Origin of the sequence: Herbaspirillum sp. ST 5-3 (genome assembly GCF_004804275.1) — a bacterium.
In the GTDB taxonomy this organism is placed as follows: Bacteria; Pseudomonadota; Gammaproteobacteria; order Burkholderiales; family Burkholderiaceae_D; genus Noviherbaspirillum.
On the sequence record NZ_STGI01000014.1, the window covers coordinates 67,936 to 90,553 of the forward strand.

The 22,618-nt window shown below is 49.5% G+C and carries 18 protein-coding genes, 1 tRNA gene and 1 pseudogene; 3 read left to right on the plus strand and 17 right to left on the minus strand.

The features are described from left to right. Nucleotides 1–56: 56 nt before the first annotated feature. From E6W33_RS22085 to E6W33_RS22150, 15 genes and pseudogenes are all read right to left on the minus strand, one after another. Nucleotides 57–305 carry a hypothetical protein gene (locus E6W33_RS22085; RefSeq protein ID WP_136419534.1) on the minus strand — a complete coding sequence of 83 codons (249 nt, stop codon included), beginning with the start codon at nucleotides 303–305 and terminating at the stop codon, nucleotides 57–59. Between the two features lie 688 nt (nucleotides 306–993). Then, nucleotides 994–1,647, minus strand: a complete 654-nt coding sequence (locus tag E6W33_RS22090; RefSeq protein ID WP_136419535.1) for a hypothetical protein — start codon at nucleotides 1,645–1,647, stop codon at nucleotides 994–996. Nucleotides 1,648–1,889: 242 nt separating this feature from the next. Then, on the minus strand, nucleotides 1,890–3,656 hold the full coding sequence (locus tag E6W33_RS22095) for a zincin-like metallopeptidase domain-containing protein (protein WP_136419536.1): 1,767 nt from the start codon (nucleotides 3,654–3,656) through the stop codon (nucleotides 1,890–1,892). A 111-nt stretch (nucleotides 3,657–3,767) separates the two neighbouring features. Beyond that, nucleotides 3,768–4,163: an STY0301 family protein gene (locus E6W33_RS22100; RefSeq protein ID WP_136419537.1), complete on the minus strand. Its 396-nt coding sequence runs from the start codon at nucleotides 4,161–4,163 to the stop codon at nucleotides 3,768–3,770. Next, entirely contained in the window at nucleotides 4,160–4,591 is a 432-nt protein-coding gene (locus E6W33_RS22105) for a BPSL0067 family protein (RefSeq protein ID WP_136419538.1), read from the minus strand. Before E6W33_RS22105 ends, E6W33_RS22100 begins: the two co-directional genes overlap by 4 nt. 8 nt (nucleotides 4,592–4,599) lie before the next feature. Continuing rightward, nucleotides 4,600–5,091, minus strand: coding sequence for a type VI secretion system tube protein Hcp (locus tag E6W33_RS22110; RefSeq protein ID WP_136419539.1), 492 nt, complete (start codon nucleotides 5,089–5,091; stop codon nucleotides 4,600–4,602). A gap of 180 nt (nucleotides 5,092–5,271) precedes the next feature. Beyond that, nucleotides 5,272–5,676 (minus strand): hypothetical protein, encoded by a 405-nt coding sequence (locus tag E6W33_RS22115; RefSeq protein ID WP_136419540.1) that lies wholly within the window; start codon nucleotides 5,674–5,676, stop codon nucleotides 5,272–5,274. Nucleotides 5,677–5,747: 71 nt separating this feature from the next. Beyond that, a complete protein-coding gene (locus E6W33_RS22120) occupies nucleotides 5,748–8,363 on the minus strand; it encodes a DEAD/DEAH box helicase family protein (RefSeq protein ID WP_136419541.1) in 2,616 nt (871 codons plus the stop codon). Nucleotides 8,364–8,370: 7 nt separating this feature from the next. After that, nucleotides 8,371–10,254, minus strand: a complete 1,884-nt coding sequence (locus E6W33_RS22125) for a site-specific DNA-methyltransferase (protein ID WP_136419542.1) — start codon at nucleotides 10,252–10,254, stop codon at nucleotides 8,371–8,373. 130 nt (nucleotides 10,255–10,384) lie between these two features. Then, nucleotides 10,385–11,026, minus strand: a complete 642-nt coding sequence (locus E6W33_RS22130; RefSeq protein WP_136419543.1) for a pentapeptide repeat-containing protein — start codon at nucleotides 11,024–11,026, stop codon at nucleotides 10,385–10,387. Between the two features lie 17 nt (nucleotides 11,027–11,043). Then, a pseudogene (locus tag E6W33_RS27650) lies at nucleotides 11,044–11,384 on the minus strand (recombination factor protein RarA); the annotation flags it as partial. Further along, a complete protein-coding gene (locus E6W33_RS27655) occupies nucleotides 11,373–11,957 on the minus strand; it encodes a hypothetical protein (protein WP_247869743.1) in 585 nt (194 codons plus the stop codon). The gene E6W33_RS27655 and the pseudogene E6W33_RS27650, both read right to left, overlap by 12 nt. Before the next feature lie 59 nt (nucleotides 11,958–12,016). Beyond that, nucleotides 12,017–12,103, minus strand: a tRNA-Leu gene (locus tag E6W33_RS22140). A gap of 517 nt (nucleotides 12,104–12,620) precedes the next feature. Beyond that, nucleotides 12,621–15,725 carry an efflux RND transporter permease subunit gene (locus tag E6W33_RS22145; protein WP_136419544.1) on the minus strand — a complete coding sequence of 1,035 codons (3,105 nt, stop codon included), beginning with the start codon at nucleotides 15,723–15,725 and terminating at the stop codon, nucleotides 12,621–12,623. Beyond that, complete coding sequence (locus tag E6W33_RS22150; protein WP_247869742.1) at nucleotides 15,722–16,909, minus strand: efflux RND transporter periplasmic adaptor subunit; 1,188 nt, start codon at nucleotides 16,907–16,909, stop codon at nucleotides 15,722–15,724. Before E6W33_RS22150 ends, E6W33_RS22145 begins: the two co-directional genes overlap by 4 nt. Before the next feature lie 152 nt (nucleotides 16,910–17,061). On the opposite strand from E6W33_RS22150, the gene hpnC reads away from it, so the two are divergent. The 3 genes from hpnC to hpnE are packed head-to-tail and all read left to right on the plus strand — an operon-like array spanning nucleotide 17,062 to nucleotide 20,115. Continuing rightward, on the plus strand, nucleotides 17,062–17,904 hold the full coding sequence (gene hpnC, locus E6W33_RS22155) for a squalene synthase HpnC (RefSeq protein WP_136419546.1): 843 nt from the start codon (nucleotides 17,062–17,064) through the stop codon (nucleotides 17,902–17,904). 36 nt (nucleotides 17,905–17,940) lie between these two features. Next, a complete protein-coding gene (hpnD, locus tag E6W33_RS22160; RefSeq protein WP_136419547.1) occupies nucleotides 17,941–18,774 on the plus strand; it encodes a presqualene diphosphate synthase HpnD in 834 nt (277 codons plus the stop codon). A gap of 27 nt (nucleotides 18,775–18,801) precedes the next feature. Beyond that, on the plus strand, nucleotides 18,802–20,115 hold the full coding sequence (gene hpnE / locus E6W33_RS22165; RefSeq protein ID WP_136419548.1) for a hydroxysqualene dehydroxylase HpnE: 1,314 nt from the start codon (nucleotides 18,802–18,804) through the stop codon (nucleotides 20,113–20,115). Between the two features lie 3 nt (nucleotides 20,116–20,118). On the opposite strand, the gene radA is transcribed toward hpnE, so the two are convergent. Together radA and alr are read right to left on the minus strand one after the other, a co-directional pair. After that, entirely contained in the window at nucleotides 20,119–21,489 is a 1,371-nt protein-coding gene (radA, locus tag E6W33_RS22170) for a DNA repair protein RadA (protein WP_136419549.1), read from the minus strand. 13 nt (nucleotides 21,490–21,502) lie between these two features. Beyond that, complete coding sequence (gene alr / locus E6W33_RS22175) at nucleotides 21,503–22,579, minus strand: alanine racemase (RefSeq protein ID WP_136419550.1); 1,077 nt, start codon at nucleotides 22,577–22,579, stop codon at nucleotides 21,503–21,505. Nucleotides 22,580–22,618 lie beyond the last annotated feature (39 nt).

Sequence of the window (22,618 nt, forward strand, 5' to 3'; positions counted from 1 at the left end):
TATTTATATTTGTTCTTAAAAATGCGATCTGTCCAGGGTCGCATTTTTTTGCCTATTTACTTGTGAAGCTTTGCAAGAAGTTCCTTGGTCAACTCTTCTTTATGTTTTTCAACATAGGAGGTTACAAAATCTCCTGCTATCAACCCATCTTCGTTGTTTTCCAAAATTGCATCGATGAATAAGTTAAAAAGCGGCTGAATCTTTATCTTGCTGCTCTTTAGTTTTCTGTGCTTTTCTGGCTCAACCAAAACTTGAATGATTTTTTTTCCATCAGGTCGTATAAATCCGTTTTTATTTTCTTCCATATTAATTTCCTTCTATTTTATTTATTTAAATAATACGCCTTTATATATAAAAGTCAATATTTTATATAAAAATATATATTTTTAACTTTAAAATTTCTTTTGAAATTAATTAAGAAAAATTTTTGATTGAATGTCGGACAGGGTGGACAGGGTAAAGACAGGGTGAAAAAAATTTACCCTGTCCGGCAAAACCCTTATATTTATTGGTTCTTTTAGGGATGGACAGGGTAGACAGGGTAAATTCATCAAAAAAGGCTAAAGGAAGCAATTTTTTTAGAGTTTCGGTTGTTTGTAATTTTTATATGTTTACAGAGTAGTTAGGAGCATTTTACCCTGTCCACTCTGTCCGAAGGGCAACAAAGCCTGTAAGCATGCGGGTTTTCAGCGGACAGGGTGCCAAAAATTCACCCTGTCTTTACCCTGTCCGTGATGGATTTACCCTGTCCGAAGGATCGGTTCTCCATGTCCTGGTGCTCGATCCTCATCTGTCCGAAGGATTAGACCGTGAGGAACGATAGGAAGGCGTACAGCCTTCTCAAGTCGGGTCATGAAGTGCTGATAGGTCTTGAGCAAAAAAACGGCTTAAAACCCCGTTTAACGAGCCTGGGCTCTATTACTGCTATGCAGTCCAAAGACTTTAGGCGAAAAAAAACCACTCCGAAGAGTGGTTGGTTTGGCTTTTATTGCTTTAGGCCTGGGGCTGGTGTTGTTCTGCCTTCTTATTTTGGGGTTTGTGCTTGTTGTCGGTTTTTGCATGTCCCATCTTCTCGGCTTCGTCCTTGATCCAGTTGAGGAAGACAACAAATTTCATGTCGTTGTCCTTCAGATATTGGTCAACCGCTGCACCATCAGCCTTGTATTTCATCAGGTTGTCTTTCAGGTCGCCATCCATGAGGAACACTTTGAGAAGGCTTTCTTGAAGTTTCGGAGGGGTCTTGAAACCTTCGTGAATTTGGGTTGCCCTGCCGCGCTTGCCCTCTTCCTTGACTTCAAACAGGAGCAAGCCTTTGTCCGATGCTGGCGCAGTGGAACCTGCTTTTTTGGTGGAGGTCTTCTTGCCTGCCGTGTGCTTGATCAAGCCTGTCTCTTCCACATAGTGAGCCACTTCGCTCGGTGTGAAGAGGGATTCACCTTCAATCTTCAACCCCATGAATTCGGGGAAGCTGATGCCATACGATTTGACGGTCTGCAATGCCTTGGCGATGTCTGCATTTTTCTTGGCATTGGCTTTCTCTTCTTCGTCAACGATCTTGGACAGTTCAGCGAACAGTTCAGGGCTCACCTTGTTCTGTGCGAAAAGGTCCAGGATTTCCTGCTTACGGTTAGGCGATTTGGTGATCATTTTAATCCTCTAGATTTGTTAAATTGGAAGTTGAGCCAAGAAAAACAATCAACTTAGTTAGATATGTTGCGAGTTGATGAGATCATTTTAGCTAGAAGAATTTGGTGCGTCTATATATTTTTTGAATTTTTTAGGTATAAAAATTAAATTTTACCGGCATTTTTACATATAAAAGAACAAACATTCTTCTAAAAAAAGAAAAGCCAACATTTTTGTTGGCTTCGTGGGGGTGGTCCAGGCAGTTAAATTTTTATTCTTTTTGCTTGTTGCTGCTGCTGTTGGTCTTTGACAGCTAAATTTTTGTCCAAACTCTCTTTAAGTTGTCGTGCCTGGTTAAACTTCAAATACTCTTCATTTTCAAACTTATCGCCTTTGAACCTACCACCAATGAGGGTTGGCGCCCCTTCTAGGGAAGTTATCTTGTAGTTGTCCTGGCAAACGAAATCACCACTCACAGACTGAGGACCATCCTTCAACGAATCAAGGACATTGTATGCACAGTAAAAATGTCCGTTAATTTCTTTTGGACTTCCTTTCAATGAAGAGAGTTGGTTATACATGCAATAATAATCCTTGCTGACATTTTGCGGACCACCCTCCAAGCTGGTTATATGGTTCTCATTGCAAATGAATTCTCCAACTTTCTGAGGGCAAGCCTCTAGAGATTTAAGGATATTGTTAGAGCAATTGAATGTTCCCTCAATCGTCTTTGGGCAACCCTCAAGCGATCTAATCATATTTTTCTCAAGACAGTAATCACCTCCGACTTTTTCGGGGCTCCACTTTAGAGTGGAAATCTTGTTGTCTGCGCAGTAGAAATTCTCTCCAACCTCTCTTGGACAACCCTTCAATGATGTGAGGCTGTTTCCTGAACAGTCAAAATCACCTGAGACTTTGCCAAATTGGACAGGAATATTCATCAAGTCCTTGTTAGCCAAATTAACAGAACCATTTACATCAACGGTTAAGTCCTGGTTGATGGTGTAACCTTCAATGCCGTTTGACTCTAACCAAAATTTAATATCTTCCATGCCTTCTCCTTGTGTTTGTTTTTGTTTTAAATCCTGTTTGTATGCTTCTACATGACTTGTGACATGCTTGGTTGCTTCGGCTGCTAGACTAGATGCATTAAAAAGAAATTTCTTGTCATTCTTGAGAGCACTAATCCAGCTTTTCAGATAGAACTTCTGATTGTCATGTATAGCAGAAGTATAGGGAACTGAGAGCTCTTGACCTAAATACGCTGCTGACATTTCCGCAACCAATTCTTCAAAAGCATAGTCTGCACTTCCAAAGCGTCCTGTCTGATCCCTACCTAATGCCTTCCCCGTTGCATGCCCAAGTTCGTGAAGTTTAGTCATCGCATAGTCTTCTGAACTTCTGAAATATTCCTTTAATGGCATGTGGATTTTATCTTGCGATGGTGAATAGTAAGCCTCGGTCCTGGCTGAGTGCTCAATGTTCAAACCTGTTCTTGCCATCATCGCTTCACATGCGAACTCTACCGCCTCAAAGGTCTTTACTTCTTTATTTTCTTGAACTAGGGGGTCAATGCCGACAATTTGGGATGCGTTATAAACAGCATAAGGTTTCAGTCCAAATTTATCCTTGCCGTTTTCATCTTTAAGGATGATTGCCTTCCCATCTGCATCTTTTATAATTTCGCCGTCTTCGTTTTTGGCGTATGCGGGGATGACTCGTTGAATGAAGGTAGCTTCACTTCCCTTTTTTAGATACAGAGGCTTGTCCAACTTTTCGGACAATTCCTTTATCTGAACAAAGGTGAGCCAACGAGGATCAGCATAATTTTCTATGGCTAAGGCTAGTGAATTTGTGTTTTTATAAGGTTCGCCTGTTACGGCGTTGTATGGTCTTTGACTGAGTTTTTGAAATGGGCTCTGCCATTGCCCTGTTTGCTCGGAACTTTCAAGGAACTCAATAAATTTGTTGGTCAACTCCTGCTGATAGTCTCTTTTTTCTTTTTGTTCGTATTGTTTTTTCCATGCCATATTAGAGCTCCTTATTATTATTGTTATATATGGTAATTATATACTATTAATTTATAAAAACAAAATATTGGGATAAATAGGCAATAAAAAAACCCCTTTCGGGGCTTTTTTTTATTTGCAGACTAATTTTGCATCCATCGGAAGCTTCTTACTTTGTCTGACTTGCATTGTGCAGCTTGTAATCTTCGGGTTAAGTTTTAACTCTTCCCACCACTGAACATCATTACCATATTCACAAACGAACCACCTGGCGTTCAATGGCAGTTCCACATCATAGCCACCTTTGACATCTTTTCTTGCACCTTGTAGTTCGCCACCACCGTTAATTTCACCGATGAATGCGCTTGCATCCTTTAGTTCGGCTCGTCTTACGATTCCCTTCCCACTATGGTTGTAAGGTGTTTCTGTTAGGTGTGTGTCTTCTGATGGATAGAATTTTGGGCATTCTATCGTCTGAGCGCTTAAAGAAGACGCTAAAAAAATGCATGACAATACGATAGCTTTCATGTCACCACCACATAGAATTCATTGGCATTATCGCAGGGATGAACACCTTTTCGCTTCGCCTCTTCGGGTGCATAGGCAAGCTTGTATCTTTTGTCCACCGATTTTCCGCGCCATTGATCGATCATCCAAATTCTTACATAGCCACCCGACATATTTTTTTCGCCAAATTCGTAAAAGAGGCCGGCATGAAAAAAGTGTTCGTTGGGATATTTTAAAACCCCATTGACCAACTTGAAGTTTGCGATGACGGTTCCAGGGTTTAAGTATGCAAGGTCAACAACCCTGGGACCTGGCTTCCATTTTCCTGTCCAACCTACATCAGTCAAAGCTTGAGGAAGTTTGGCACATTCCCCATCCATATAGCTCTGTGGGGCATCTTTGGCTAGAAGGCTGTCTATGTCACCTTGATATATAGAGAAGTGAGGCATGGTTCACCTCATACGGGTTTGTTTGCCGCAGCATCCCAACCTCCCGAAGTGTTACCTTCCGATCCACCCCGAACACTTTGTTTTGTATAAGTGCTTTTGATCTTAGAGTAAGCTAAAGAAACCCTTTCAGTAAGAATTCCACCGTCATTGCTGTTTGGGCTGACAGTGGAAATCATCACATTCTCTAGCTCTAAAATAAAATATTTGATCGGTTCGCCATTGCCATCGGCGCGCATAAATTCAAACTTCACCTTAGGAATTGTTTTGCCCATTGCGCAGGTTTGAAAAAGGACTGGTGAAGCAAGGTCAGCCAATTTTTTAAACGATACTTCCGATAGTTCAGCTTTGCCGTTGGTGTGGCCGCCGGCAGTAGACACGGAAGATGAACGGGGCTGATGGACATTCCAATTTACAGCAAAGATTTCAATCCAATCTTTATGTTTGGAGTCGGAGGATTCCCCCTTGATTCCTTCAATTTGCATGTATGCGTCAATCGCCATAATGGGTCCTTAAAGAATAGTGGTAAGGACTTCACATATTGCTCTCACGGTAACTGAGGGGATTGGTTAGCATCAACCTGCACAGGTGTAATTGAGCCTGGTCATGTTTTGTTTAATTTGTGACGATGTGTTCAATCATAAAAAAATAGGCAATAAAAAACCCCCTTTCGGGGGTTGGTGTCATGCCTCAAGAATTTCTTTTACGGCCTGAAGTATTTTAGTCTCGGATTGGCGATAAGCTAGGCGGCCGTTCAGCAACATCTGTTCTTCTTCTAGATCTCTGATGCGCCTTTTGAGTTCACGAAGAGTTGACTCTACTTCTTTGGACCTGTCTTCGCATTCTCTTGCCTTCTCGTTTACTTCCGCAAATTTTTTCGCAAAGGTGGCCGGCTTGTCGCTCAGGAATTTAGTAAACTTATGAAGAATCTCACCAAAATCTTTTAGTTGGTCCAGAGCCTCATCAGAATCCGTGGCATCGATGGCGTCAGAAATTTTATCCATCAATTTATCTTTTGCCTGTTCCTGCTCATCTTTGGGCAAGTGTTTTATCTTGATGCATTCGGCTTTAAAATATTCTTTGTCCATCACTAAACTTTCTTGACTCTTGGTTTCTCTATAGTTCGCTCTGTGAACCAGCGAAGGAACTGCGACTGGCTTTAACTCACGATCTCTTCGAATGCGGCTTCGAACTCAGGCATCCTCTCCGTACTGTTATAGAACGGCAGTCCCCACACTACATGCTTCTTGTTTGAGAAAAGCTGTTCAACTTCAAAGCTATCCTTGATACTCATGAGGAATTTCTCTTTCCACTCGTCGGCCTTCAATAGATGCCCACCTTTCGGCTCAATGAAGACTTGATAGTGCATCGTGTTTGTCTTCTCTTTGCCTACCAGGTAAAGGACAAAGTCCGGCTCAAGAGGCCTTCCGTCTTCAAATGCATAAAGCTTAAAGTGCTTTTCGTTTCGGATCAGATAGGCTTCTGAATAAACCTTTGCAAGTTCGCTATACTTCTTATCAATATATTGAATCAATAGCTTTTCTTCTGAGGTTCCGAAGCAATCGTCAAAAGCAAACCAGGCTTTAGTGCTGAGATCCAAGTGATAAGCGGTCTCGGCTGGGTCGTTCATGGACCGGCCGAATTCCTTGTCGCCACCGTCATCCACCATGAAGTTCAGTGTCTTATCGCTGAACACATCTCGGATCATACGAGGCGAAAATTTCTTACTCCCCTTGTACTCAATCTTATCAGATGCGATTACTTCAGAAATGACCGTCAGCACCTGAGTGGTGGCATCTAATTTTTCGTCAGGGGTCAGATTTTTAATCTGATCGGGCAGTCCAGAGACTTCTACCTTGACACGGCCAAGATATTTGTCAGAGGTTATGAATTCCTGAACTGAAGTCAGCTTCGGCAGATAACCTTTCAGGTTAGAAAACTCATAAAATTCCAATCGTTGGATTGCCTTGCGAACGATAGCAATTCCGAAGTCCTTTAAAGCGTAGTCCATACTGGACTTGTCGGCTCCCTTGTCTCGATCAGGAGCATCAAACGCAACAATACTCTTCGTGTAACCGGTACGAAGCGAAACTTTGTGTGTCTGATTGATAATACTGCTGTCCAGTCCCTGAATGTCTTCACGGCTGTATTTATCGCGCTCATTTAAAAAAATGTGTCCTGCCTTATACAGGGAAGTATCTTTGAACGACTTTTTAAGATGAATCTTTCGTTCCCTTGTTTCTTTCGGCTTCAGACCTATTTCTTGCAGAGCAGTATTTAGCTCCTGAATATATTTGGGATTGTATGCGCTGTGGTAGAACAACTCTTCGCAAATGCGTAGCTCATTGTCTAAGTCTGAATCATATTTTCGACCAAATACAGGCTGATCGCCACTCAGTTGGAACGGACAGTAACGAGCACCACGCCCGATCAGCTGGGCTTCACTCATCGTTGTCTTACCGATGTTCCCCCCTTTGCTATCCCGTGTGTCATACAGACGAACGATATCAAAGAGGTTGAGGACATCCCAACCTTCGTTTAGCTTATCTACCGCAAAGACAGCCCTGAACTCATTGGTTTCCAGGGAGTTAACTGCCATCTGCTTGACTTCACTTTCTTCCTTGCTATTGACAGAAATTAGCTTCTCTTCCGAAAAGTCTTCCTTCAGTTCTGCAATTAGATTTTCAAGACTTATCTTGTTGGAATCCAGGTAGTCAAAAATCTTAAGAACAACCGGCTCGCTACTGCGATTTTTGATTGCCTCTAGGGACTCTGGCCGCAGTCTCTTCACGGCTTCCTTGAACTCTTCCAAGAAGGCTTGGCTGTCCTTGATAGTCTTTGATTTGAACAGGATCACAGGCTTAATGTGCTGCTTGTTCTTTTCGAAAATCTTACGCCGATATTGGCTCAACAAGATTGCCTGAAGGGCTCTATCAATGGGCGACAGGTCGGCTTGTAGAACTTTGACCTCTTTGGAGTATCCATCCTTTCGGAATTCTTTTAGTGGATAATCAAAAATTAGCTTAGGTCGATACTTGGCATTCAAGTTTTCGTCGGTAAAATCCACTGTCGCTGTGAACTCAAGCAAGACATTAGCGGGATTCGCTTTGAAGATTCGCTCAACCGTTCCTTCCCAAGAGACGATTTCGAATAGCTCGTCCTGATCTACTTCCTTACCTTTTTTTGTATCAGCATTGATATGATGCGCCTCGTCTGAGATCAGAACAATCTTTTGATCTTCAAAGTCTTCATAGGTGAGACTGTTTTCTCGCGGCATATTCAAGGCCATGTGCAAGCCTTGAATGGTTGAGAAAACGATGTTTATGTCATCATCATTTGCGCCTTGAAAGTTATCCACCTCCTTGACGGCGACTCGTCGGTCGCCGAAGCTGATCGTATCGGAAAATAGATACTTCTTTGAAGTGGCGTTCAGGAAGTTGTCTCTAGTCTTCTCAATGATGTTGCTGTTATTAACGAAGAATAGGAAGTTGCGGTAGCCCTTCTCATATAAATAAGAGATGAGTCCGGCCATCATCAAAGTCTTACCACTCCCCGTTGCCATATGGAACAGCAGTTGGTGGTTTTTGCGAGGTTTACCATCAAAAGCTTCTTGCCAGTAGTTCACAAAGAACTTAAAGGCCCGCTCTTGATAAGGACGCATAGGGAATCCAGGGTTTAAGTTGCCAGTGATAGACTCCGGCAACTTCGTTCCCTCAATTGTTCTTTTTCCAAGTTCCTCTATGAGAACTTGGAAGAGAGTTTTTTTCTCTACCATGTTGTCCTCACCCGAAGAATTTTTTGTTTACTGCCTTATCCGCTTCAGGGATCGCATATGCCCTGTCATCAATTTCAGAATGCGGAACATAGAGCATATTTTTATCTAAGACTTCCACAAGAAATCGCTTCTGGTCCGCCTGGCTCAACTTCGCGAAATCATCCTTCGATTCATCAATAATCTTTGGATTAACGCGGTAGGACAAGAAAGCCTTCTCCTGCATGTCTGCCCAGATTTTTGCAAGCTCTTCGGTTGTTTCCGCCGCTTCAATGGCGTCAACAAATGCTTGATTGGCTCGCGCAAGTTCACAGTAGATGAACCCGCTACCACCTTTCCAACCAACATCCTTAGACACTCCACCCTGCTCCCCTTTGGTCACTTCAACTAAACGAGGAAGAGTGAAGGTTTCAATGTAGTCCATTTGTTCAACGGCGATGAACTGCCGCTTCATTTTCATCGCTACGGCCGCAGTTGTGCCACTTCCGCTAAAGAAGTCAACGACAAGATCGCCTTCATGAGTTGCGATATCAAGGATCTTTTTGATTACCCTCTCAGGTTTCGGGGTCTTGAAAAGTTCACTCGTAGCCATTCCCTTGAAGAGTTTCTTTTGTTCATTCTTGGCTTGCCGAGTATGTCCTGTCTCATCAAGATCGAACCAAGAGCTTTCTTCTGGCAAATCCCAAAGTGTGGAGGGTGGCAGTGCCTTCTGCTCCCACAAGTAGGTAATTCTTTTGATCCCTGTTTGTTTTTCGTTGAAAAATATTTCGCCACTCTTCATCTTTTCTGCAAGAGTGTCGGGGTCCCATCTCCAGCCGTTTGGCGGAGGTTTAATAAAATTCCCGTTAGGTGTGGGAATTTCATACATCAAATTTTTACGAGGATTGGGTGAGTTGACAGGGTTTCCATCAAACCAAGGGCCGCGAGGATCATTGTCGGGGTTCTTAAAGTGGCCTGCATTTGCATCGCCGCGTTCTAGCTTTATGCTTTCCCAATTTTCATTATTAGAAAAAACAAGAATGTAGTTGTGGTCAGTGGAGAACTTCTTTGCATCGTTGTTGCTGTTGTCACTATGTTTCCAAACGACAGTCGCAATGAAAGATTTACGGCCGAACAACTCGTCACATAAAACCCTTAAATAAGCCTGTTCATTGTCATCGCAGAAGACAAAGATAGTGCCGTTCCGATCTAATAAGGTCTTGGCGACTTCGAGCCTGTTCCGCATGAAGGTTAGCCAAGTGGAATGCGTGAAGGTGTCGTTGTAATTAAAATCATCCCCTCCCGTGTTATAGGGAGGGTCAATGCAAATCAACTTGGCCTTGCCACGGTATTTTTTCAGTGTGTGCAGAACAAGTAGGTTGTTCCCTTTAATGAGAAGATTGTCTTGCTCAGCAATTTCATTAGGAAAGCTTTCCGCTTCGCCTTCAAATTTCTTGAATCTAACTAGTGCTTTCGGAGACAGAAGACGGTCAATCTGGTCGGGAGCTAGAGTCTCGTTCCAGAAGACCTCGTTCCTTCTTGCATCATCTCCGTCCTGGCCGCCTTCTAATACACAGTCCTTATATGGCCAGGCAAGAACAACTTCATTATTATCTGAGATGAAGTCGTCGCCGTTACTAAAGCCGATCTTGTTCTTGTATGCAGTAAAACTATCAGGCAAAAACTTCTTGTTGCTAACAAACCTTTGAAATTTTAATTTATCAAAAACCAGAACATTTTCCACTTCAGAAAAGAAATGGCTCTTCATGGATTCGCTTTTAAGAAGATGTCGAATCAATAAAGGATCAAGGCCCAGCGCAAGCTCAACTACTTTGTTTTTCATGAGTCGACCTTCGGAGACCAGGCGATCATCCGACGAAAGCAGTTCTGTTAGTTCTTGAAGTAGGTTTTGCATTTATGTTTCGTTTCCGTCTTTAGTTGTTTCTTTTCTTCATCACTGGACATTTTTAGAGTGGCGACTTCTTGCCAAGCTTCATCTACAAATATCCTGATGCTATTCAATACAGAATGAGTTCTTCAATCTCTCAGGGAGAAAGGATGACGGCTTTTTTTGTTGTCCCGTCTTGAGCAGACTCCACCGTATTGAAATTTTGAATGCTAGATCCCGGCATATTTAGAAATTCATAACCGGATTTGAGAGTAACTACGATGGAGCCACCTCGTTCACGCTCATCTTCGATTTTCTCGACCCACGGCTTCTTGGTGATTAAATCTATCGTTTTCTTTTGATATTCTGGTGAGTTCTTTCGTTCTTCCAAGTCTTTTGAAGTTACTTCACGCTGTGCCTTCTTGGCTTGCTCCAACTGTTCCACTTGCTCGTCGGATAGCTTAAGCTTCTTGCACATTTTTATAGAAGCGCCGATAAAATTAGCGCCCTCAATCAATGCGTTCTCAAAGTTCACATGATGAAGAATTGCTGACTTGAAGTTGACTCCGCGAAGGTCAGCACCCCCGAAATTTGCACCGTAGAGATTGGCACCAGTGAAATTCGATCCTGCGAGGTTAGCTCTGATGAAGCAACATTGCTTGGCAGATACGGCGGAAAAATCTGAGTTCGGAAAGTTGCTAAATTCGAACCTCGCCATGTATAGTTTGTACTTACGGAAGTCGGCGCCGACCTTAGATTGGTTCCTAAAATCGTCTTTGCTGTGTTCTGGTCTTGCCATCCCTGAGGTCCCCTTTTTTAATTTTTAGCTTCGTCATCCCATTTCTTCAACAGAGCAAGCTTCTCACCTTATCTAGCCCTCTCGCCACCGGCTGACACTAGCTAGGCTCTTCTACGACATAAGGAAGGTAAGTTCCACGGGCGACATAGGCATTGAGTTCGTCATGAGCATATCGGTATTCATGCCCATAGCCAAGTTCTTTCATGAGTTTGGAAGGTGCGTTGCGAAGGTGAACGGGAACCTCACGGCTCTTGCTAGTCAGCCAGTAGAGGGTAGCACCAGGATGGGAACCGCAAACAGACCTGAGCAGTGCAGAGACTTGGTCATAGAAGTTGTCCCCACCTTGTCACACCTTCCTTATTGTGGCGTTGTCCTTCTTGTTGTTGGAAAGCTCAATCTCTAAAATCGACCGAAGCATGTGGCTTCTTGTTTTTTTGATGGACTCCGAAAAACTAGATTTAACTCCTGCCACTTTTTCCGAACAGGATTGTTCGTTATCCTCAAATTCTATTGAATCAACTTGTGCTTGAAGTTCTTTGACTGATTCTTCGAACTCATGCCGAATGATGGCTAAAGTAAGTTGAGATTGGAATGCAACTTGTTTTCTGCTTACAGATCCCCTTGGTCGCCCACGCTTTTTAATAAGCTGTGGGATTGGGGTTTCCTGAACCTCTTCGTTTTTTTCTGGCTCTAGCTTCTTGTCTAGATAGCGAGCCATCTCAATAATAGAAACTAGAATTCTCTGCTTCTTTCCCTTTTCTTTTTTCTTTTCTTCATGAAGCTTGATCTTCTTTTGAAGCTCGCCATCTGAAGCAAGGTTATAGATATGACCTGCTGAGACTCGCATACACTTTGCAATGTCATCAGCATCAAGAAGAACTTGACCAGGGAACATACCAATTAAAATTGGCAAATGGCTTTCTTGATTCATTTTTCTAATTTTGAATAGAAAAAAAGCACACTGTTTTAGAGTGTGCTTTCTTAAATTTTTGGTGCGGCTGACTGGACTCGAACCAGCACAAGATTGCTCTCGACAGGACCTAAACCTGTTGCGTCTACCAATTTCGCCACAGCCGCGAAGCCCGTGATTTTAGTGCCTTTTGCTACTTTTTTCCACCCAAAATTCAGGTCAAATCCTGATGTGCATGCAGCTACGGTGAGTTCCCAAACCTTCCCAAACTCTTCCCAAACTGCTCATCTGAAATCGGATGATTTTTGATGAAATAAGATGAGATAGGATGATAAATTGTTTGGGATCGTTCCGCTTGCAAGTCGTTGATTTTAAGACGGTTTTAGCTAAAAACCCCTTAAAATCAATGACTTATAACGTTGCTTGCAATGCACGAAAAAACGCTATAATTTAGAACCTAAACCTGGTGCGTCTACCAATTTCGCCATCCTCGCCGGGATTTGTATTGATTATGCACAAAAGCAAAGGGCGACCATGAAGTGAAAATTTGGTCGCCCCACAAAGCTCTTGTTAGTAGCTCTTCAACTTCAACCCGGCATTTTACTGCATTTTTTCCCTTGCCTGTCCCGATTTTTCATGGCTTGGGAGGACTTGAAATGCGGCAGGTCCGTTTGCGAACAACTCTTAAGGAATGATCGCGACCTCGGGCTCCGGTTTCTTCACCCTGAACCATGCTGCATAGAGGGCGGGCAGGAACAGCAGCGTCAATGCCGTTGCGATGATCAAACCGCCCATGATCGCCACGGCCATCGGCCCCCAGAACACTGAGCGTGACAACGGAATCATCGCGAGTACCGCAGCAGCCGCCGTCAGGATGATCGGACGGAAGCGCCGCACCGCTGCTTCGACAATGGCGTTCCAGGGCGCGGCACCTTGGGCAATATCCGATTCGATCTGGTCGATCAGGATCACCGAATTGCGAATGATCATGCCGAACAAGGCGATCACGCCAAGTTGCGCAACAAATCCGAAGGGCCTGTGCAGAATGAGCAATGCCATGGCTGCGCCCGCAACCCCCAGCGGACCGGTCAGGAATACCAGCAAGGAGCGCGAGAAGCTGTGCAATTGCAGCATCAACAGCGTGAAGATGATGAAGATTACCAGTGGCACATTGGCGGCAATGGACTCCTGCGCTTTCCCGCTATCGGCGGCGGCCCCCGCAAGTTCGATGCGATAGCCAGCCGGAAGCTGTGCCCGCAACGCGTCCAGCTTGGGGTTGAGCTGGCTCGACACAGTCGGACCCTGGACGCCGTCGACGACATCCGACTGTACCGTGATCGCCCATTCGCGCCCTTCGCGCCAGATCACACCCGGCTCCCATACAAAATGCGGGCGCGCCACCTGCAATAGCGGCACGGCTTTTCCGCTCGCCGTCTGAATGTTGGCTTCATTCAGAGCGGAAATCGTCGAGCGCTCTTCGACCGGCTGGCGAGCCACGATATCGATCAGTTTATTGCTGTCGCGATATTGGCCAATGGCCGTTCCGGTCAGGATCGTGTTTGCCGTACGCATGACGGTTTGCGAACTGATACCGAGCGCGCGCAACTTATCCTGATCGAGGTCAAGCCGCAAGACTTTCACCGATTCGTTCCAGTTGTCGTTGACGCCAACCGCGTTCGGATTGGCGCGCATGATTTCCTTCACCTGGTCGGCAATCGCGCGCACCTTGGGAACATCCAGTCCACTGACCCGAAACTGCACCGGATACGGAACGGGCGGGCCGTTCGGCAACAATTTCACGCGGCCGCGCACTCCGGGAAAATCATTCTTGAATGCGTCGATGATTTTCAGGCGCAGCGCTTCCCGCGCTTTCAGATCCTTGGGCAGAACCACCAGCTGCGTAACATTACTTTGCGGGAAAATCTGATCCAGCGGGAGATAAAAGCGAGGGCTGCCGGTACCGACATAAGCGGTAATGCTTTCGACGCCTTCTTGCTTGCGGATGAAACTTTCGAACTTCTTCGTTTGCGCTTCCGTTGCTGCAAAAGCGGTCCCTTCCGGCATCCAGAGTTCGACCATCAGTTCAGGCCGGCTCGAATCCGGGAAGAATTGCTGCTCGATGAAGCGAAAGCCGAATACACCGAGCACAAAAACACCGAGTGTCAGCAGGATGGTGGTCTTGCGCCACTCCACGCACCAGCTCACGAGGCCACGGAAGCGCTTGTAGAACTGGCCATCGAACAGTTCATGGTGACCATCTGCATTCGTCGCGGGCTTCACCTTGAGCAACATATAACCGATGTAGGGCGTAAACAGCACGGCGACCACCCAGGAGATGAGCAGCGCGAGCGCATTGACCGAGAACATCGAGAATGTGTATTCGCCAGCTGCGGATTTTGCCAAGCCGATCGGAAGAAAACCGGCGGCAGTTATCAGCGTCCCTGTCAACATCGGCATGGCGGTCGAGGTATAGGCGAAGGTCGCGGCATCGAAGCGCGAGTAACCCTCTTCCAGTTTGCGCACCATCATTTCGACTGCGATGATGGCATCGTCAACCAGCAGGCCGAGTGCAATGATCAGCGCACCGAGAGAAATCTTGTGCAAATCAATGCTGAAAATCCGCATGAAAAGAAAGGTGACCGCCAGCACCATCGGAATGGTCAGGGCCACTACCAGTCCCGGCCAGATGTCGAGACGGAATGGCTTCGTGTGCAGGCCGAGGGACAGGAAACTGACCCCGAGGACGATCAACACGGCTTCGGTCAGTGTACGCAAGAACTCATTGACCGAGGACGAGACGGCTTTTGGCTGATTCGATACATGCTCCAGTTCGATACCGACTGGCAGCTTGTTCTTGATGTCGCTGACGGTCTTTTCCAGATTGTGCCCGAGCTGAATGATGTCGCCACCCTTCTCCATCGAGATGCCCAGCCCGATGACTTCCTTGCCGTTGAAGCGCATCTTGTCTTGCGGCGGATCCTTGTATTCACGCTTGATGGTCGCAAAGTCGCCAAGCCGGAAGGTGGTGCCGCCAGCGCGCAATTCGAGGTCTTCCAGGTCCTTGACGCTTTTCATTGCGCCCGTTACACGCACCTGGAGATTATCCGTCGGTGTCACCAAGACACCGGTCGATTCGACGGTATTCTGCGCGTTGAGTTGAGCAACGATCGCATCGAACGGAATGCCGAGCTGAGCGAATTTCTTGTGCGAGAACTCGATGTTGAGCTTCTCATCCTGCACGCCGAACATTTCGACCTTGGCGACGGACGGCACTTTCAACAATTGCTGTCGCACGAAATCGGCGTAGTCCTTCACTTCGGCGTAACTGAAACCATCGCCAGAGATCGCAAAAATGGAACCGTAGGTATCGCCAAATTCATCGTTGAAAAACGGACCAACCACGCCGCCCGGCAAAGTCGGACGGATATCGCCGATCTTCTTACGCACCTGGTACCAGGCGGAGGGTACATCCTTGGGTGGCGTTGATTCGCGCAGTTGCAGGATGATGACGGTTTCGCCCGGCTTCGAATAGCTGCGGATCTTGTCGATGTAAGGCGTTTCCTGCAGCTTCTTTTCTAGCTTGTCGGTCACCTGCTCGGCCATCTGCAGCGCGGTGGCGCCAGGCCAGACGGCGCGCACAACCATTGCGCGGAAAGTAAACGGCGGGTCTTCGTCCTGGCCGAGGCGGGTATAGCTCAGGATGCCGCCGATTAGGAGGGCAACGATGAGGTAACGCGTCAGTGGAATGTGCTCGAGCGCCCAGCGGGAAAGGTTGAAACCGCCCTTCATTTGGCGACTCCGTCAGCGATGCCGGAGTTTGCGGTTTGGGTGCTGGTGCTTGTGGTCGCTACCGCACTATCGGGCTTGGCAATCGATTCATCGCCAAGGATTTTGACCTTTTGGCCAGGCTTGAGGAGATTCACGCCGGCAGTCACGATCGTCTGGCCAGGCGCGACACCGCCAGCGACCAGGATGTCGTTGCCAGAAGTGCCGCCGACTTGAATCGGAGCGAGCTTGACGCTGCCGTTTTCCACAACCCAGACTGCAGTTGAAGATTTGTCCTGAAACAGCGCCGTCAAGGGCAGCTTGATCATCTCATTTGCCGTCTTTCCTGCGAAGGCGACGTAGGCCGTCATGCCGAGCTTGATGCCGTCAGGTGCATTCGGGATCGATATTTTTGCCGTGTATGTACGTGTTGCAGGATCGGCAACCGGCGACAATTCGCGCAAGGTTCCGGGAATGATTTGATTGGGGTTGGCCCACGTGCGTACCCGAACGTCGGAAACACGACGCAATGCATCCACCTTGTCTTCCGGGATGCCGATCACGATTTCCTTGTCGCCCGTCTTTGCCACGCGTACCACCGGGCTGCCTGCGGCGACCACCTGCCCGACTTCTGCGTCGACGCCGGTGACGACACCGTCCACGTCAGAGACCAGAGTGGTATAACCCGCCTGGTTGGTCTGGTTACGGTAGCCCGCCTGTGCTTGTTCAAAGCTTGCCTGTGCGGCCTTGTATGCCGTTTCCTTGGCATCGAGCACCGCCTGGCTGACGAAATTCTTGGCTCGCAATTCCTGATAGCGCTTCAGTTCGGCCCTGGCAAGATCGCGATTGCTTTCTGCCGCCCTCAGGCCCGCGTTGGCCTGGGCTTGCGCGAGCTCGAAGTCTTGCGGATCGAGTTGCATCAATACCTGACCGCGCTTGACGGTTGATCCGACATCGACTTTGCGCGAAACGATCTTTCCGCCGACCCGAAAACCCAGGCGCGACTCAACCCGTGCACGAACGTCGCCGGAGAACTCAGCAATGACGTCGACATTGTCGGCGGACAGCTGCATCGCGCGAACCGGGCGAATTTCCTCTACCTTTTCAACCGGCTTCGAGCATCCCGCAAGGAGAAGACCGGAGAGGACGAAAGCTGCAACAGGGCTTGGCCGAGGGCGGCCTTGCGACGGTTCAGTTTGATTTATCAGAGCGGCCACGTTCTTTTCCTTTACTATTCGGGCTGAATGCTGGCCCGGAAAACGTTATTCAATGTGCACGGATATTAATGACTGACTGGTTAGTAATTATAAGCACGAGACTCTCACTTTGCATATGACTTTTTAGTCAGTTACCCCTAAAAATGTCAATTGACCATTACGAAAACTTCCCGGTCGCCTCGCTTTTGATGCCGGCCCGCCTGCGTCCCGCGGTTGAAACAATTTATGCATTTGCGCGCAGTGCCGATGACTTGGCCGATGAAGGAGATGCCGCGCCAGACACGCGGCTTGCGGCGCTGACACGTTATGAACTGGCGCTGGACGCGATTGAGCGTGGCACTCCACCTGACACTCCACTGTTTCAACGCCTTGCCAAAACAATAATGGATTTCGGCCTGCCGGTTCAGCCGTTTCGTGATTTGCTGTCGGCATTCAAGCAAGATGTCGTCACCACTCGCTATGCCAATTTCGAGTCCCTGATCGACTATTGCCGGCGTTCGGCCAACCCGGTTGGACATTTGATGCTGCATTTGTACGACGCCGCGAATCCGGCGAACCTGCGGGAGTCGGATGCGATTTGTAGCGCTTTGCAATTGATTAACTTTTGGCAAGATGCCGCCATCGACTGGGCCAAGAAACGCATCTATCTTCCCCAACAGGATCGTGAACGCTTCGGCGTTTCCGAAGGACACCTGGCTGATGGCAATGTGGACGATTGCTGGCGGAATCTGATGCGATATGAGGTGGATCGAGCGCGCGCCATGATGCTTTCGGGCGCCCCGCTCGCCCTGAGGCTGCCGGGACGTATCGGCTGGGAATTACGGTTGGTGATACAGGGTGGCTTGCGCATTCTCGAGCGCATCGAAGCCGTCGACTACGACGTCTTCCGCCATCGCCCGCAACTGAAGGCTGCGGATTGGCTTCGCATGGCATGGCGGGCAGTCGGAATGAAATTCAGTTTGGCGCAGACCGCCCGCGTCGGCTAGCATAGCGGGTTTCGATCAGCATCCGAGCAAGGCCACATGTCGCCCGACGAATATTGCCAACAAAAAGCCGTGCAAAGCGGCTCCAGCTTTTATTACAGCTTCCTGTTTCTGCCGGCTGAGCGCCGTCGTGCGATTACGGCGTTGTACGCGTTTTGTCGGGAAGTTGACGACACCGTCGACGAGTGCAACGACGTCACGGTTGCCCGCAACAAGTTGATGTGGTGGCGCAAGGAAGTCCAGGACATGCTGGGCGGGACGCCGTCGCATCCGGTCATGAAGGCACTGCAACCGCACATGGCAGATTACGCGCTGGATGGAAAGCACTTGCAAGCGATTATCGACGGCATGGAAATGGATCTCGATCAGACGCGCTATCTGGATTTCGCGGGACTGAAAAGATATTGCTGGCATGTCGCCAGTGCGGTCGGAATCCTGTCGGCGCGCATCTTTGGCGTTACGCACGCCGAAACCTTGCAGTATGCGGAAAAGCTGGGCCTCGCTTTCCAGCTCACCAATATCATCCGCGATGTCGGTGAAGACGCACGCAAAGGGCGAATTTATCTCCCTGTCAATGAACTGCAGCAGTTCAATGTGACCGCCGCGGATATCCTGAATGCCCGTCACAATGAAAATTTTGAAAACTTGATGCGTTTTCAGGCAGAGCGCGCGCAGGCGACGTATGAAGAAGCCTTTGCACTGCTTCCGAACGCTGATCGTCGTTCGCAACGACCAGGGCTGATGATGGCTGCGATCTACCGTGCACTCCTGAATGAAATTCAGCGTGACGGTTTCCACGTATTAAACCAGAAGATTTCCCTCACGCCGATCCGCAAGCTTTGGCTGGCATGGAAAACCTATGTGCGCGGGTAAGCTCGGCGCAACTGCAACGTATTGATCATGCGTCGCATTGCGGTCATAGGCGGAGGGTGGGCAGGCTGTGCGGCAGCGGTCGAGCTTGCGCACCGAGGGTATCCGGTTTGCCTGTTCGAATCAGCCCGATCGCTGGGCGGTCGGGCGCGCGCCGTCGAGATCAATGGACTGCCCCTCGACAACGGCCAGCATATCCTGCTTGGAGCCTATAGCGAAACCTTGAGGCTGATGTGCGTCACGGGCATCGACCCGGCAGATGTATTACTGCGCTTGCCGCTTCAGATGCGCTATCCCGCCAACAGTGGTGGAATGGACTTCGTCACGCCACGCCTTCCAGCTCCCTTGCATGTACTGATCGCTCTGCTGCGGGCGCGCGGTTTGGCAAGGGAAGACAAGCTTGCGCTGGCGCGCTTTTCGACAACGGCGCGCTGGATGGACTGGCAATTGCATACGGATTGCAGCGTTGCCGAATTGCTGGAGCGTTTCGATCAAACCGATCGCTTGATCCGTCTGATGTGGCGTCCGCTGTGTATTGCCGCCTTGAATACGCCGCCGGAACGAGCCTCGGCGCAAGTCTTCCTCAATGTGCTGCGCGACAGTCTTGGCGCGCGCCGGGCCGCATCCGACATGCTCATCCCGCGTGTCGACCTGACTGGCGTCTTTCCAAAGCACGCGGGCACATTCGTCGAGCAGAAAGGCGGCAAGGTGCTCTGCGGAACAACTATCGCGAGGGTCGACAACGATGGAACTGGCTGGCAGCTTCAAATCACAAGCGCATCCGGCGCGGAACAGGCGCAATTCGATGGCGTTGTGATTGCCACGCAGGCAACTCATGCGACCGGCCTGCTCGAAGGGCTTGTCGAAACTCCGCTGCCGACATTTGAGTACGAGCCGATCAGCACCTGCTATCTGCAATACGCGCGGGATTTCAGGCTGGCACAACCCTTCTACGCATTGCTTGATAATGCCGCCGGCGAACAATGGGGACAATTCGTTTTCGATCGCGGACAGCTTGATCCGAATCATGCCGGTCTGCTGTCGGTGGTCGTGAGCGCATCGAGCGAGGCAATCGCTGCCGGACACGACGCGCTTGCAACGGCGATCGCCACGCAGCTTGCGACAGTCTTTCAGGAACCCGCATTGACGCGCCCGCAATGGACGAAAGTCATCAGCGAGAAGCGCGCCACCTTTTCATGTACGCCGGCACTCGCCCGGCCGATGAATCTCACCGGCCTCAAGGGATTGGTGATCGCAGGCGACTATACCGAGAGCGATTACCCGGCAACGCTGGAATCCGCAGTGCGTAGCGGCGTGCAGGCGGCGAACTGCCTGATCGGCTGAAAATCAGTCCTGTTCACGGGCGCGATTAAGCGCTTCATCGATGCGCTCGACGCCGATAACGGTAAGTCCTTCGATCTTTTGCTTGGGTGCGTTAGCCTTCGGAATCAATGCGATCGAAAAGCCGAGCTTGGCGGCTTCGCGCAAGCGCTCCTGTCCGCGCGGCGCTGGGCGAATTTCCCCCGCAAGTCCTACTTCGCCAAAAGCGACCAGGCCGCGTGGTAATGGCTTGTTGCGCATGGATGAATGAATGGCAAGCAAAACGGCGAGATCCGCCGCCGGCTCCGTGATTTTCACGCCCCCGACCGCATTGATGAACACGTCCTGATCGAAGGCTGCGACGGCGGCATGTCGATGCAGCACTGCAAGCAACATTGCCAGACGATTCTGCTCCAGGCCGACGGACAGCCTGCGCGCATTGGGCACGTGCGAGGTATCCACCAGCGCCTGGATTTCCACCAGCAAGGGACGCGTTCCTTCCTGCGTCACCATCACGCAAGACCCGGGAACCTGATTGTCGTGTTGCGACAAGAACAAGGCTGATGGATTGGACACGCCCTTCAGGCCTTTTTCGGTCATTGCGAACACGCCCAGTTCGTTGACCGCACCGAAACGGTTCTTGAAAGCGCGCACGAGACGGAAGCTGGAGTGTGTGTCACCTTCAAAATACAGTACGGTATCGACAATATGCTCCAGCACGCGCGGTCCGGCCAGCGCCCCCTCTTTCGTCACGTGGCCGACCATGATGATGGTGATGCCGGATTGCTTCGCCACGCGGGTCAATTGCGCGGCGCATTCGCGCACCTGCGCCACCGAACCGGGCGCGGATGTCAATGCATCGGAATAGATGGTCTGGATCGAGTCGATTACCGCAACCTGCGGCTTGTGGTCAGCCAGCGTATTGAGGATTTTCTCGAGCTGGATTTCCGCCTGCAATTGCAATTCTTTCGCATCTACGGCGAGGCGTTTTGCACGCAGTGCAATCTGCGAACCGGATTCCTCGCCGCTGACATATAAGGTCTTCTTGATACGCGACATATTGGCCAATGCCTGCAGCAGTAATGTCGATTTGCCAATGCCGGGATCGCCGCCGATCAGAACCACACCGCCGGCCACCAGTCCACCACCAAGTACGCGGTCGAACTCTTCGATCCCTGTGCCAAAGCGCGGAACGTCGATTGCCTCGATATCGGCGAGGCTGAGCACCGGCGAAGTCTGCGCCAAACCTTGATGCTGACCCGAGAAACGATTTCCGGCCGCCTCAATGACGGTCTCGACCAGCGTGTTCCATTGGCCGCACGATGCGCACTGCCCTGCCCATTTGCTGGAAACACCGCCGCACTCGGTACAGGTGTAATTGGTTTTCTGTTTTGCCATGGATATTGATTCGTTATTCCTCGACCACCTGCACGCGCGGCGCCAATGCGCACATCAACTCATACCCGAGCGTGCCGGCAGCCTCGGCTACCTCATCGATCGGCAAGTCGTTCCCCCACAGAATCACCTTGCTGCCGATGCCGGCCCCGGGAATGCCCGTCAGATCAACCGTGATCATGTCCATGGAGACACGCCCGATCAGCTTGGTTCTCTGTCCTTCGACAACGATCGGCGTTCCGTTGGGCGCATGACGCGGATACCCATCCGCATAACCGCATGCCACCACACCGATTGTCATCGGCCTGTCCGCCACGAAGCGACTGCCGTAGCCGACAGCCTCACCTACGCCGACCTGCTGCACGCCGATGATCTCGCTGGCAAGCGTCATCGCCGGTTGCAATCCAAAGGCTTCGGCCGTCTTGCCGCCGGGCGTGCCGCCATAAAGCATGATGCCGGGACGCACCCAGTTGCTGCGCAGATCCGGGCGTGTCAGCACTGCTGCCGAATTGGAGACGCTGCGCTCGCCGGGCAATCCCTCGGTGCCGCTCTCGAAACGGCGGATTTGTTCGCTCAATGGAAGCTTGGCGTTGACCGCATCGTCAGCATTCGCAAAGTGGGTCATCAAGGTGATGTGGCGAATGGCGGGAATCGCACGAAGCCTTGCGTGCGCGGCGCGATATGCATCCGGTTGAAATCCGAGGCGATTCATGCCGCTGTTCATTTTCAAATGCACATCGATCTGCGACGTCAGCGCGGCGCGCTCAAGCATGTCGATTTGTTCATTGCAATGAATGGCGGTCTGCAGGTGGTATGCCGCGAGGACGGGCAGATCCGTTTCGTCGAAAAATCCTTCCAGCAACAGGATAGGCTTTTGCCAACCCAGTTCCCGCAAGCGCACGGCGGCGTCGACCTCAATCAGTGCCAAACCATCGGCGGCGGCAAACGCTCGCATGCCGCGCGCGAGTCCGTGCCCGTAGGCGTTGGCCTTGACGACGCCCCATACTTTGGCATTCGGCGTGCACTGTCTGGCAAGGGCGAGGTTGTGCTGCATGGCAGCGAGATGGATGGTTGCGACAAGCGGTCTGGGCATGAAAAGAAAACAATCTTGAAGAGTCAACAACAATGAATC